This window comes from Methylobacter sp. (assembly GCF_023227905.1).
Taxonomy (GTDB): domain Bacteria; phylum Pseudomonadota; class Gammaproteobacteria; order Methylococcales; family Methylomonadaceae; genus Methylobacter_A.
The window spans coordinates 62,814-76,439 of record NZ_JALOCF010000017.1 but is presented as its reverse complement, the minus strand read 5'-3'; the positions used below and the strand labels follow the sequence as shown (position 1 = coordinate 76,439).

Below are 13,626 nucleotides of genomic sequence, written 5' to 3'. Positions count from 1 at the left end.
ATTCAATTTGTCAACACCCTGTCGACTTTATTTATTTGTTTCCGTCCGTGCCGGAACCGATACCCAGGTCCCGATGAGCCGACCATTATAACCGGTCCAACCCGTTTGTCAAGCTCCCTGCCAGCTTTATTTCCCGCCCTCGACATCCGGTCGAGGCTGCCAGGGCTACCTGCCCCGAAAGAACTGCGCATTTTACAGCCTTTACAGCCGGCGTCAAGAAATTATTTACATAAATGTATATTATGCATTCAAGCAATCCAAATATTTTGCGACACCTTGTTTAACTGTCAGAAAGTCCTTCTCATAGCCAGACTCTCTTAGCCCAGAAATATCGGCTTGGGTATAACTTTGATAAGCACCCTTTAAATGCTCAGGAAATGGGATATATTCAATGCTTCCATCTTTATGCCAATCAATCACTGCCTGAGCAACCGCATTAAAAGTTTCAGCCCGTCCTGTTCCTACATTAAAAATGCCTCGCTGTTCAGGGTGATCCAAAAACCACAGATTTACATCTACAACATCATCAACATGAACAAAATCGCGCTTTTGCTCGCCGTTATCCATACCATCGCATCCTTCAAACAGCTTTGCCTTTTTTTGATCAATTACCTGTCGATTAAAATGGAACGCTGTACTGCTCATAGCGCCTTTATGCTGCTCTCTTGGGCCGTAAACATTAAAATAGCGAAAACCGACAATCGGGCTTTTTGTTTTAGCTAATAAAGGACGTACATATTGATCGAATTGGAACTTTGAATAGGCATACATATTGATAGGATGCTCGCAACTACGATCAACTCGAAAGCCGCGTTTGCCATCACCATAAACCGAAGCGGAAGAAGCATACAAGAATGCGACATTTCTTGCGATACACCAATGCAATAGACGCTTGGAATAGTCGTAATTGTTCACCATCACATACCGCCCATCCCATTCTGTTGTTGCAGAACAAGCTCCTTGGTGAAAAACCGCCCGCACCCCATCAAAAAAGTGAGCCATGTCGATTTTCTCCATGAACTCCCCCTTGTCCATATAATCGGCGATATCAAGATCGGCGATATTATGCATTTTCCGCCCATTAGCCAAGTGATCAACCAACAATATATCGCGTTCGCCTCGCTCGTTTAATGCTCGAATTAGATTACTGCCAATAAAACCAGCCCCACCCGTAACAACTATCATTCCTGCCCCCTCGCTTTTTTAATCATTGCAGTTGTAGATTGCCCGTCAACAAACTGTAAAATCTTTACTTCGCCGCCCGCCCGAATAACGCATTCACCACCGGCGACTTGCTCCGAGCTGTAATCGCCTCCTTTGACAATTACATCCGGAAGCAATCTGCAGTACAGTCTTTCGGGAGTTTCCTCTTCAAATGAAACCACCCAATCTACATAAGCTAATGCTGCCAATACTGTCATCCGTTCCTGCAACCCATTAATAGGCCGGGACTCACCCTTAAGCCGTCTAACTGACGCATCGGAATTTACGGCCACAACCAAGCGGTCACCCAAGGCCTTTGCCTGCTGTAAATAAGTCACATGTCCTGCATGTAACAAATCGAAACAACCGTTGGTCATAATGATGCGCTCATCATGGGCTTTGGCTCCAGCCAATATTTGCGCCAATTCATCTTCCGAAACGATGCCGTACCGGGAATCTCGATCACCGTGCATTGCTCGCGTTAATTCCTGCATTGACACTGTTGATGTACCCAGCTTTCCGACCACAATGCCACCTGCCAGATTAGCCAGATACATTGCATCATATAACGCCATATCCAGCGCCACACCCAGAGCCATTACAGCAATAACGGTATCTCCGGCACCGGTCACATCAAAGACATCCTTGGCCTGAGCCGGCAACGAATGCACTTGATCATCCTGTATCAACGTCATGCCTGCTTCTCCACGAGTCAGTAACAGCGTCGGGATTTGATAGCGTTTTAACAGCGCCCGTCCTCTTTCAATCAGATCATCTTCATGTTCAGAAACACCGACCACCGCCTGCAACTCAGACAAATTTGGCGTTATCAGGTCTGCTTGCGTATAACGTTGATAGTCCACGCCTTTCGGGTCCACCAAAACTTTAATACCGGCCTGCTTGGCTTTGATGATATACGTTGCAACATCCGCCAACGTGCCTTTGCCGTAATCCGAGAAAACAACCGTATTATTTTTAGACAGATGTTCAACCAGTCTTGCCAGCAAAGCCGACGAATCAAACTGAAGAGACGTCTCTTCAAAATCAATGCGTATGAGTTGCTGATGCTGGGCCATAACCCGTAGCTTGCAGATGCTGCGAATTTCCCGCTCAACGACAAAATCGCAATTCACTCCTTCCGCTTCCAATAGCCGCCTTAGTATCTCGCCCTCGGCGTCGTCACCAACAACGCCCAGTAGTGTAACTTTGCCCCCTAGCTTGGCAATGTTGAGCGCAACGTTACCCGCGCCGCCAACGCGATCCTCAATGGCTTTAACTCTCACCACCGGCACCGGCGCTTCCGGCGAAATGCGCGCGGCCTGGCCGGACCAGTATCGATCCAGCATTACATCGCCGATGACTATGATACGAGCCTTTGTAAAATCAGGTGCAGCCGCCAACATTAATGAGCCCCCTCGGCAACTGCTCCTGCATCGCCTAAAGCGCCTACTGTTAGTGCTCTATCTTCTGTATCCAAGCAGTCCTCAATTGCACCGCACCACCAATGCCCTATCAGAATATGAGCCTCTTGAATTCTTGCAGTCACGTTCGAAGGAATAATCACCGGATGGGTAACATGCTTGACCAACTCACCGCCTTCGCACCCGGTCAATCCGATAACAGCCATGCCTCTCAACCTTGCAGCTTCCACTGCTTTTAATATATTTTTACTACGCCCCGATGTGGAAATAGCAATTAAACAATCTTTTTCACCTGCAATAGCCTCAATCTGGCGGGCATAGACCGTCTCAAAGCCAAAGTCATTGCTGTGAGCCGTTAGAATCGAGCTATCCGTAGTCAACGCAATGGCAGCCAGCGCCTTACGGCTTTTTTGATATTGCACCACCAGCTCCGCAGCAATATGCTGGCAATCGGCAGCACTGCCGCCATTACCGCACAACAGTATTTTTCCACCCTGATTTAATGTCTTAATCAGCAACGCCCCGGCTGCTTCAATCGCATCAGAACAATCAGCCAGCCCCTCTATCACGGCTTTATGCTGCTCAAGCTCAGAAATAAATGTTTTCAAAATTATGCCCTTTAAACTAAGTCTGAACTTATCAGTTCAGCAGAAATGACCGGATGGTTGCCCTTGGAATGTTCCTCAAATTGCATCGAATGCAAACGCGCATAGACTCCATTTTTTGCAATGAGCTCGCGGTGAGAGCCTCTTTCTACAATACGACCATGATCTATAACCAAAATCATATCGGCATTTTCAATGGTCGATAGCCGGTGAGCAATAACCAGCGTCGTTCGATTATTCATTACTTTTTGTAGTGCCGCTTGTATAAACCGCTCCGATTCGGTATCGAGCGCCGATGTCGCCTCATCCAATATGAGTATGGGCGCGTCTTTTAGCAAGGCCCTGGCCAAAGCCAATCTTTGCCGCTGTCCGCCGGACAGCTTGACACCATTCTCGCCTATTTCCGTGTCCAGCCCCTGGTCCAGCTTGGCGATAAATTCCATCGCATAAGCGTCTGTTGCAGCTTGAGCTATTTCGCTTTTAGTTACTGTCGCAAGCGCCCCGTAAGCTATATTGTTGGCTATCGTGTCATTGAATAATGTGACTTGCTGGTTGACTAATGCCAACTGCTTCCTCAGATTTGCCAGTTGATAATTATTAATTTCCACACCGTCCAGTAGTATCTCGCCAGTATCATGGGGATAAAAACGAGAAACCAAACTGGCGAGCGTGCTTTTACCGCCGCCGGAAGCTCCTACCAAAGCAATTGTCTGCCCTGGCTCAGCCTTAAAACTGATGTCAATCAGCGCAGGCTCGTTTGCGCCGGCATATTGAAAAGTCAGATTTTTAAATTCCAGAGCTCCCTTGCATCTTTCTGCCTGATAAGTGCCTTCATCCAATTCGCCCGGCTCATCCAGAATTTCAAACAACGATTCGGCGGCGACTATGCCTTTTTGGATTTCGCTGTTCGCGTCACTTAAACTTCTGATCGGTTTAGGCAATAAAAATGCCGCCGTCAAATAGCCCACAAACTCACCCACACTGGCTTGTTTCATAAAAAACAATGCCATATACATCAAAACTGACAATGCTATCGCTATAATGAATTGCATTATCGGGTTATGCACCGCCATAGTGGTTGCCAGCTTGAGCGATTGTCTACGGTTATATAAGCTGCTTTCTAAAAAGCGCCGCCGCTCATATTCTTCTCCGCCATAACTGCGCACCACCCGATGCCCATCCACCAATTCCGAAGTGATATGCGTTATATCGCCAATTGATTCTTGTATTCTCTTACTAATCGTTCTAAGTCGCTTACTAACATAACTCACCAGCACCACCAAAATAGGTGTGATAGCAATAAAAACCAGAGATAACATCCAGTTTGAATAAAACAGATAAACTAACAAGCCTATCGCAGTAAATCCTTCCCGCACAAAAGTACGAATAGAATCTGTGGCCGCCTGAGTAACCTGTCCTACGTTATTGGTTATTCTGGAAATCATATGACCGCTATTGTTTGCGTCAAAATAAGCCGTTGGCAGCTGCGTATATTGATTGAAAATTTCACATCTCAGGGTATGCACGATATTTGTGGACACTTTGGCTAAAAAATAGTTGCCTACATAAGCGCCAATCCCATGCACTATAATCAGGCCGCTAAAGAATAACGGCAAGTAATACATACCCTCCCGCGCCTCAGTTTGCAACGTATCAATAATATGCTTGATTAACGCAGCAAATAAAGTCTGAGTGCCTGAATACATCAGGAAGCCAATAATACTGATTGCAAAGAGGCCACGATGCGGCTTTAAATAGGTCAGTAGTCGCTTATATATTTGAGCGCTTGCTTTGGATGTTTTTTTCATATTTTTGAAGTTTGAATGAACGAGTGAAGCTATTCTTCCAGCTTGCGCTAAGTTACCGAGTTACCCAAGATACTGGGAAACGCCTTTTTTTGCGAAAATAAAATCCTGGCTGTTTAAGCGATCCAGCAGGCGCTGGTAATTAATATCTTGCTTGCTTTTATCATTATGAACATGCCATAGATGCAACACAGGCACAGCAAACCTTCCTTCTTTACGTTTAATGCCTGCATGTATTAAGCGAATAACCAAATCAGAATCCTCAAAGCCCCAGCCTTCAAAAAGCTCGTCAAAACCGTTTACCTGTAAAAAGTCGCGCTTCCACATTGCTAAATTGCATGTCATGGCTTTTTTCCATTTTTTAGGCTGTAAGCTTCTTAATCGCCCCAGAGGAAGCCGAATAAAGGCAGAAATTCTATTTATTTTATTTTGTATCCAAAGAGCAATGAAATAGCTCAGCGTTTTGTCATGCAATGAAATGTGCTTTTCTATGACTTCCTGAGTAAATGCCTGGCTCAACAGCACCCGGTTTCCAGGCACAAAGCATCCCGGTGCAGCAAGCTGGCGATGTCCAGCGATGAAATCAGGCCGAAGAATGCAGTCACCGTCAATAAATAGCAAATATTCGCCTTTACTGGCGGCCACAGCTTTATTTCTAATGGTTCCCGCCCTGAATCCCTGATCGTCATGGTGAACATATTGAATTGATACCGGACTTTTAGCGCAAGAAGCCTGAGCCAATACTTGATTAGAAAATGCAGAACCATCATCAGCGATAATAATTTCAAAGCCTTTGTCATTTTGAGCAAACAAACTTTCCAGGCAAAGATTTAAAGCGGCAGGCCAATTATATGTAGTTACAATAACAGATATTAGATTCATTATTGTTGTGCTTGTCGGCTTTGTAATTCCAACAATTTGACGTACTTATAATACGTTCCTTCAGCATTGGAAATTGAAAGCATCAGACCTTGCCGTCCATCCATGATAGCTAATTTAAGGAAATAGGTGCGCACAAAAGTCCAGAACGCTTTAAAAATAGCCTTGCTTATGGATGATTGCGTCCCTTTTTGATAGAGCATTTCTGCGCCTAAGGACGAATAGCAATTTACTTTATGCAAGACTTCATCCAGGCTCACAAAAGCATCATGCAGCAACGGAGTGGTCAATTGCCCGGTTTGGCCTTGCACAATAATACGCTCATGAACGGCTGAATCAGTGAATCGACCGCAATCACGGCGAAATAGCCTAAGCACATGATCGGGCCACCAGCCGCCATGGCGCATTTGCCTGCCACAGTAGCTGGAAAGACGAGGAATTTCATAGCCCTGATACTCCTTTTGCTGGAGCGTGCGTTCGATTTCCATCCTTAGTTCCGGCGTTACCATTTCGTCGGCGTCAATAGATAGAATCCAGTCACCAGCCGCCTTATCCAAAGCGCGCTGCTTCTGAATACCAAACCCGGGCCAGTCCGTTTCATATACTTTCTCGGTATATCGATGACAGATGGATACCGTATCATCCTGACTACCGGAATCCAGAACGATGATTTCATCAGCCCATAAAACAGATTCCATACACCGCCCAATATGAGACGCTTCATTTTTTGTGATGATGATTACGCTAAGCACTTCCTTCCTCCATCTTGTTTACCGGCTGTTGACCTAATAAACAACCTACAAAAAAAGCCAGTAAATGTCCCTCTGGAAAAGTTTTGAAATGTGAATTAAACAAACTAGTCGTGGCGAACGCAACGAGCACACTTGCAGCAATGACTCCGTAGAACTGTTGGGTTGCTCCCTGTCTGATAGCCGTAAAAATATAAGCCAAAAACAATAACAACCCGACTAGACCATTTTCCAGCCAAATAAACAAATATTGGTTATGTGGGTCGGATGACGGTTTGCCGCGCCAGTCTTGATATTTTGCAGCAACGTGAGAACTGTAAACGCTATTGAAAGAAGATGTTCCATAACCAAGAAAGGTTTTTTGCTGAATTAATTCCAACGTATTTTGCCTGAAAATATCACGAACACCTATAGACGTTAAATTTTCACTGGATTGAGAATTTTTATTTTCCTCCAATCCTAATTTAATGCGCTGCTGCAAGGTGTTTGAAGTCAACGCCACCAATAAAAGAGCAGTTAGCGTAATCCCCAAAATATGAGGCAGTTTTTTATAGCCATAAAGATTAATAACTATGAAAACAGCAGCCACAGGCAGAGCAAGATAACCGCTCCGAGAAGTGCTGATGAAGAAAATGTTAAATGTAAATAGGACTATCATTCCTATTAATAAACCTTTTTTTTGACGACTGATAGATTCTTTAATTAAAAAAATGCAACTTAAGATAGCAATCACAAATGCTAAACTTTGAGAAGTGTAATTTGTCATAACAATGCCGGGCGGCTGACCTCTAACTTGAATACCCAGCAACCATAATGAAACGACAATAAATGCTGCGAAAGACATTGCCGCTAAATAATAATAAATAAAGCGCGCTTTCCATTGCGTTTGACAAAAAAGGCCTAACAACACGAAAGTGTAAAATAATTTTTTCCAGCTCGACAATGTAGTGATTTTATCCGTCCAAGAAGTGTCAGCATATAAACTGCTAACAATAAGCCAAGCAAAAAACACTAACAACATTTTCCCCGTAGACTGTTGAGTCGATACTTTCAGGCTCTGCCAAACGTGACCTGAAATAAGCCAGGTTAACAACATGGCAACGCAAGCAGCACTGGTAACAGCGGTAGATAGAGGAGCTGCAATCGCAGCAATTATTGCCAGATATCGGCAAGCTAATAAGGATTTTTCTGAAATAATAGAATAAGAAAACATAGACTTTTCAATTAGCGCCATAGTTGATAGATATATTTTCGCTTTAACTTTTCAAAGTTAAAACGCAGCCTTTGTAACCAAGTTGGCGGGGCTGACTCTATGGCACTGTCAAACAAACCATTTTTACTGCCTTGCTCAACAATAGGGTCTTCTAGCCACAGTATTTTGATACCTAATTGCTTATCGATTTTATCAAATTGATTATCAATGGGTTCACTGACTTTATGGGTAATGATCCAATCCAACCTTTTTTGTGCGGTGGCACTATCGACAATATAGGAATCTGTAAATCGACCGCGTGTACCAAGATATAGATATTGCCCTGGTCTTCGCTGGCTTTTCGGCGTAAAAAAATTCCCTCCTGAACCTATATAAATAACTTTGTTTTCCAAAAACTGCTCGCTTTGTGCTAATGCGCGTTGTAAGCCTAAACCAAACTCTTTCGCAAGAACGGCATCATCTTCTAAAATCAAATTGAACCTGCCGTTACTTTCCGTAATTTTTCGTAAAGCGGTAATATGTTTGAGAGCACAGGATTTTTGCGCGACTGATAATTTGTTATTTTTCGAAAAATACCGGTCGATTATCTCATCGTTCAACTCATCGGCATCCCAATCAAAAATAAATTCCGCCTGCAATCCTGTTTTAGCGAGCTGCTTTTCCATGAAAGCCCGGCGCTCGGTAAATTTTTTGACGTTAAGGACGTAAATGCGATCGAGTAGTTTAGAGGAGGCGATATTCATAATTTCATTGTTAAATTGACAGATTGCGAATGACTTAATTTAGAACGCTCATTTGTTTAACAATTGCCGCACTAAACGCTTAATACGTTCCGGTGACAGATTATCTAAACATTGGCTACGGCTTTGTCGATGACGATCGCAACCTTCTAGATCGCACGGAACACAATCTCCTTCACCTTGTACGAAGTAAATATTATTAACTTGTTTATCGCCTATTTTATCAAAAGGATTATCGTTTGCTTGATATCCATAAGGGAACGGCGCCCATTTTATCGGATTGGTCGGCCCATAAAGCGCAATCACGGGAATGCCGGTTGCAGCAGCTAAGTGGGTGATGCCAGTATCCGGGCCGATATATAGTTTTGCTTGGGCAATAATGGTTGCCAATTGCGCCAACGAAACCTGACCCGTCAAGTTGATCGTATCCTCGGGAAGTTTACGTTGAATATTGGCTACATAGTCAATTTCCTCTTGGGCAGACCCTCCCGAAAGAACTAGTTGTAATCCCAAGCTTTTGAGATAGAGTCCTATTTGTATCCAACCCTCAACAGTCCATTGCTTGTATCTCCACTGCGGGTACGGATGTAACACTGCAAAGCCGGAATGATCGGCCAAAAAAGGAAATTGCTGCACTTGCGGCTGAGTATTGCCAATTTGTGGCGGTACCAATGAAAAACACCAGGGAACATTGATCAAATCCAGTAATTTCAGGTGTTGCAGAACCGTATGCGTATTGTCGTCATCAAATTCTGTCCAATGCTGAACAAAAAAACGCTTCCACCAGCCAGTAGTGTTTTTTGGCGGTACTGCGGCAACCCGTAACGGCGCCGCGAGTAGCGTGTACAAAAAAGGGCGATCGCCTGACTGCGTAGAGATAGCAAGGTCATATTGCCTGAATATTTGACGAAATAATTGCTGATAATCTAAGAGTTTGGGGCGATTAGGCGTAGTAATAATATGGTCAACGTCAGGATTGCCTTCGAGCATGGAAGCTGTATTACGAAACACTAGCACATCAAGTTGAGCATCGGGATAGGCCTGCCTCAACGAACGCAATAAGGGTGTCGTCAGCAGTACATCGCCGAGGTATCGCATTGAGATTACCAGAATCTTTTTGGGCTTTGGGTATAAAAGTTGATTGTTTTTCATTGACTGAATTGTGTTGCAGCGCCTACTAAACAACAGCTCATTGAGTTAATGGACTTCAATGAGCTACTTGCAATAACATCAACGCCAAATAATGATCTAAAACGCATCCTTACACTTCTGAGCCGTTCAACCAGAGATCATGCTTATTGCACATACTCAGCGCATAAATCGGCCCACTGTAGTCATGTAATGTAAATGTTGAAATTGCCGCCTTATCTTTGACAGGATGGAAAAGATATTCATCTATAAATTTATAGTTTTGGTCCAGCAAAACGTGCTTAACAATCGTGCTTAACAATATAGTGCTCATGATCCTTCATTTCATGTGCCGTTACGACTTTTACAGCGACATTCCCTCCCGTTTTTTGTATTTCAATGTTGGGCAGATGAGTTGCAACCTTCTCGCTCCAGGAGCCTGGGGCTTCTTTTGTATAATAAATATTTCTTTTAGCTATCTGCTTACCACTGTCGGCCAGCGCCATGGTTGGTATCATTATGCCGGCACCTACAGTCGCTACACTTAATCGGATAAAATCACGCGTTCCATAATGTTTCACTCCCTTTTAATTATTGATTATCTTGCCTATAACAGGGGCACTTACATAATTAGCAACCAGACCTTACGCGATTGTGTAAATATCTTATTCATTATCCGCGCTCTGATATGCATTTTTCCGATACTTGCCGGACTTTATCCATTCACGGGTACTTTTCGCTCTTCTTAATAACGGCGCAGCGCCACCCATGGCTACCGCATCGACCAGACAATACCAGGCAGCAACTCCGCTAGGCGGATTTCCTTGTGGCAAACTTAATACGGGATCTATTGCCGCCCATTTCCAGGTCCCAACGGCGGTGCCGATTAGCTCCAGCCATGTAGTAATAAAAAAGGCTGCCAGATAAACCATAGGCGAACGGCCTTTAAAGAGATAACCCAAAAAAACACAAAATAATAGCGCGCCTACCGAATCGCCCTGCTTGGCATAACCGCTGATTCCCCAGAGCGACCAGACACCGCAGACCATCACCACCAACGCGGCAATTTCCTTGGCATAGCACTGGAATAATCCGGACCGCCCCAAAGCCACGGCGGTCAAATAAACCATGCCGTGGCCTGGCGGCACATAGGCCGGCACGTTCTCGAACCGGTAAGTGTATCCGCCCATAAAAGGCGACGCAAAATGCTCGCCGATGGTCGCAAAAATGATGGCTATGCCAACTTGCGTTCTTATTTCCCTATTTTCTCCGAGCAGCAATCCGATCAAAAATACCCAGGCGCAAACACCGAGCGCATTTTGCTTTTCCAAGCTCGCATTTGCATCGCTTATCAAACAAACTGCAACGCAAAAAAAAGTAAACGCTGCTATAAAATAATCCCGTTTACTGTGAGCATAAGCAACGTTAATCTGTGGGAAATGGCGCAGCACAATTACCTCGTATTCAATCAATAAAATGCAAGCGGATTAATTTCATGAAGCTCAAATTTTATCTTAGTTTTTCGTAGCTACTTAATATCAAAAAGTACAATGTAGTGCAGAGGAATATGATAAATACTGCGCTTTGATGAAGATTTTAATGAATATAATAATCAGCGTTTTAGTTTGGCTGTTAGTAGTTACAGTTTTTGTAAGTATCTAATTGATATATTTCAAGTTGATGTTTATAAAGACAAGCTTTTTTAAGTAAAAATCCAGGCGATCACCGCATATCGCCCAAATTTACCGAGCAATATGATCGAACAAGCCTGAAAGAATGGTAACCTTAACCATCCACCTGCAAAACACAAGACATCCCCAACTATCGGCAACCACGTAAAAAACAGCGTCCAGATACCTCTTTTCCTAACTACTTCCAGCGCTTTCTGTCTTTCTTCTGATAAAAGCTCGGCAACCGGCATTTTTTTAGCTGCTAGCACGCCCAAGCCCCATGTTGTCATGGTGCCCAATGTGTTGCCAATTGTTGCAACGATAACCAAAAGCTCAGCCTGATGCCCTACCGATACCATATAAGCCAAAACGGCTTCCGAGCCTCCGGGAGCTATCGTTGACGATATAAATGCACTGGTAAACAGTCCACCTATTTCAAACCCTATGTCTTGCACTTTTCTCTCAAAAAAAACCCCTGTACTCAAAGAGCACAGGGGTTCTTGTATTGCCCGAGTTTAATTTTCAGGCAACGTTTTATTTTTATTAGAAATGACCAGCTTAACCAACTTAGACAGCAGTTTTATAACTAGCCCAATTCCGGTTCTTAACATATCAAAAATAGTGGCTACTATTTCTGATGCGCTCATGCCTTTAAATTTTTTCGCTAAAAATGGAGCAAGCAGCAAACCAATCACCAGGCCGATCACAGTAACGCCCGACACAAGAGAACCCTCTTTCGGTGGCTGTTGTGCTGCCGGGGCAGGCTTATTGACCGCAACAGCCGCCGGCGCGGCTTCGGCTGCGGCCGAAACTGCGGCCATCACCGTTGGCAAGCTTCCCTTGTAGTCATCGGGTATGACGTAAGCTGTCACGCCTGGGATACTGGGAAGATCACCATCCCCTTTACCGACTTTCAACTGGGCTTTCATGCCTTTTTCCATGTGCTGGGCAATGTCGCAATGCACCAGATAGGTTTTATCGCCGGGAGGCAGGATCAATGTTCCGGAAATTTTTGCAGGACCGGATGCTTCTAAGTGGAACATGCCCTTAGGATATAAATATTTAGGCAACCCGTGCATCATCCATTGATGACGGACATTATCTTCATTGATGAAATGAACCGTCAATTTGGTGCACGGTTTAAAATTAAATTCTTGAGTGTCAAACGCGAACATTCTGCCTGGAAATTTCTCGGCATATTTATGTCCGGCATGAACAGTAATTTCCTTGGTTTCAGCAATACTGTCGCAGCCACCCGGCAACGTGCTGGTATTTTGACCCATAACCATACCGCCAGCCATATCCATTAAATGGCCATCACCGTGATCCATGAGCATCCCATCATGATCCTCATACTCCACTGCCGATACAGGCGCAGACAAAAGAAAAATCAGCGCCCCAGCCGATAACAACTTCACCATTACTCATTACCTCTATTGTTCAATAAAATCATAACCTCCGCTCCTATTCTCGCTCCTTTTCTACATAATCCACGAGTGTGGTAAAGGCAGATACTTCAGGAGTAAATATCTGCCGATGTAGGCAATGCCATTGCATATGCGGTGAACTCTACGCGCAATTACACAATGGCACAACACAACTTATCAATAAGTCATGTCAGCTTAGCTTTTAAGCTTCGCGATTGCTTCATCCACTTTGCTTTTGAAACCAGCGTGTGACAGATAAAGCACATATAAACCGGCGAATGCGAAAAATGCATACAAAAGCAGGTTATTTTTGCTGACTGCTTTACCACCGCCAGCGTTAAATCCCATGTGCGCATCCAATCTCTCGCCTTGATCAGGCACCAGTGTAATATGAATCAGGTATTTGCCTGCTTCCGGCACGCCATTTGGAAGTTTTAATTCAACTGTGCCTTTTTTATGCTTTGCACCCGGCAAAAAGAATACGCGAGTTCCTTCAGGTTCTTTTGTCACTTCAAACTCAACCGACATATCTCTGTATTTCATGTCCTGATAATCGAACACCAGTAAGGTAAGTTCGTTAGCCCTGGGAATATTGGCGCAAAAATCTTCAGCGGGAAATGCGTTAGGCTGGTAGGCGGTATAATGTAACCAATGGCTAGGTTCCAATTCGAATTTACATTGGTCTGTATCGGTACCTGCAGCCCCGCCATGCGCCCATAACGATGCAGAAAATAACAACCCAAGAAGCGCCAGGAAACTCTTTCTTAAAATGTGTGTAATGTTCAT

The 13,626-nt window shown here is 44.2% G+C and carries 14 protein-coding genes; all 14 read right to left on the bottom strand.

Annotated elements, in window-relative coordinates; translation table 11 throughout:
* Window positions 1-240: 240 nt before the first annotated feature.
* Window positions 241-1,185: an ADP-glyceromanno-heptose 6-epimerase gene (gene rfaD, locus M0R47_RS09245; protein WP_292553486.1), complete on the bottom strand. Its 945-nt coding sequence runs from the start codon at window positions 1,183-1,185 to the stop codon at window positions 241-243.
* Entirely contained in the window at window positions 1,182-2,606 is a 1,425-nt protein-coding gene (gene hldE, locus M0R47_RS09240) for a bifunctional D-glycero-beta-D-manno-heptose-7-phosphate kinase/D-glycero-beta-D-manno-heptose 1-phosphate adenylyltransferase HldE (protein ID WP_292553483.1), read from the bottom strand. The genes rfaD and hldE overlap by 4 nt, the downstream gene beginning before the upstream one ends.
* Window positions 2,606-3,232, bottom strand: coding sequence for an SIS domain-containing protein (locus M0R47_RS09235; protein ID WP_292553479.1), 627 nt, complete (start codon window positions 3,230-3,232; stop codon window positions 2,606-2,608). The genes hldE and M0R47_RS09235 overlap by 1 nt, the downstream gene beginning before the upstream one ends.
* 11 nt (window positions 3,233-3,243) lie before the next feature.
* Window positions 3,244-5,037, bottom strand: a complete 1,794-nt coding sequence (gene msbA, locus M0R47_RS09230; protein WP_292553476.1) for a lipid A export permease/ATP-binding protein MsbA — start codon at window positions 5,035-5,037, stop codon at window positions 3,244-3,246.
* A gap of 60 nt (window positions 5,038-5,097) precedes the next feature.
* Entirely contained in the window at window positions 5,098-5,916 is an 819-nt protein-coding gene (locus tag M0R47_RS09225; RefSeq protein ID WP_292553474.1) for a glycosyltransferase family 2 protein, read from the bottom strand.
* Window positions 5,916-6,665, bottom strand: a complete 750-nt coding sequence (locus M0R47_RS09220; RefSeq protein ID WP_292553471.1) for a glycosyltransferase family 2 protein — start codon at window positions 6,663-6,665, stop codon at window positions 5,916-5,918. The genes M0R47_RS09225 and M0R47_RS09220 overlap by 1 nt, the downstream gene beginning before the upstream one ends.
* On the bottom strand, window positions 6,658-7,896 hold the full coding sequence (locus M0R47_RS09215; RefSeq protein WP_292553468.1) for an O-antigen ligase family protein: 1,239 nt from the start codon (window positions 7,894-7,896) through the stop codon (window positions 6,658-6,660). Before M0R47_RS09215 ends, M0R47_RS09220 begins: the two co-directional genes overlap by 8 nt.
* Window positions 7,887-8,618 carry a glycosyltransferase family 25 protein gene (locus M0R47_RS09210; RefSeq protein WP_292553466.1) on the bottom strand — a complete coding sequence of 244 codons (732 nt, stop codon included), beginning with the start codon at window positions 8,616-8,618 and terminating at the stop codon, window positions 7,887-7,889. The genes M0R47_RS09215 and M0R47_RS09210 overlap by 10 nt, the downstream gene beginning before the upstream one ends.
* A 48-nt stretch (window positions 8,619-8,666) precedes the next feature.
* Window positions 8,667-9,767, bottom strand: a complete 1,101-nt coding sequence (locus tag M0R47_RS09205; RefSeq protein ID WP_292553463.1) for a glycosyltransferase family 9 protein — start codon at window positions 9,765-9,767, stop codon at window positions 8,667-8,669.
* A gap of 278 nt (window positions 9,768-10,045) precedes the next feature.
* Window positions 10,046-10,261, bottom strand: a complete 216-nt coding sequence (locus M0R47_RS09200) for a hypothetical protein (protein ID WP_292553459.1) — start codon at window positions 10,259-10,261, stop codon at window positions 10,046-10,048.
* A 147-nt stretch (window positions 10,262-10,408) separates the two neighbouring features.
* On the bottom strand, window positions 10,409-11,194 hold the full coding sequence (locus M0R47_RS09195) for a hypothetical protein (RefSeq protein WP_292553456.1): 786 nt from the start codon (window positions 11,192-11,194) through the stop codon (window positions 10,409-10,411).
* Between the two features lie 251 nt (window positions 11,195-11,445).
* A complete protein-coding gene (locus M0R47_RS09190) occupies window positions 11,446-11,772 on the bottom strand; it encodes a DedA family protein (protein WP_366513184.1) in 327 nt (108 codons plus the stop codon).
* A 156-nt stretch (window positions 11,773-11,928) separates the two neighbouring features.
* Entirely contained in the window at window positions 11,929-12,834 is a 906-nt protein-coding gene (locus M0R47_RS09185) for a copper oxidase (RefSeq protein ID WP_292553450.1), read from the bottom strand.
* Window positions 12,835-13,035: 201 nt separating this feature from the next.
* Window positions 13,036-13,626 carry a hypothetical protein gene (locus M0R47_RS09180; protein ID WP_292553447.1) on the bottom strand — a complete coding sequence of 197 codons (591 nt, stop codon included), beginning with the start codon at window positions 13,624-13,626 and terminating at the stop codon, window positions 13,036-13,038.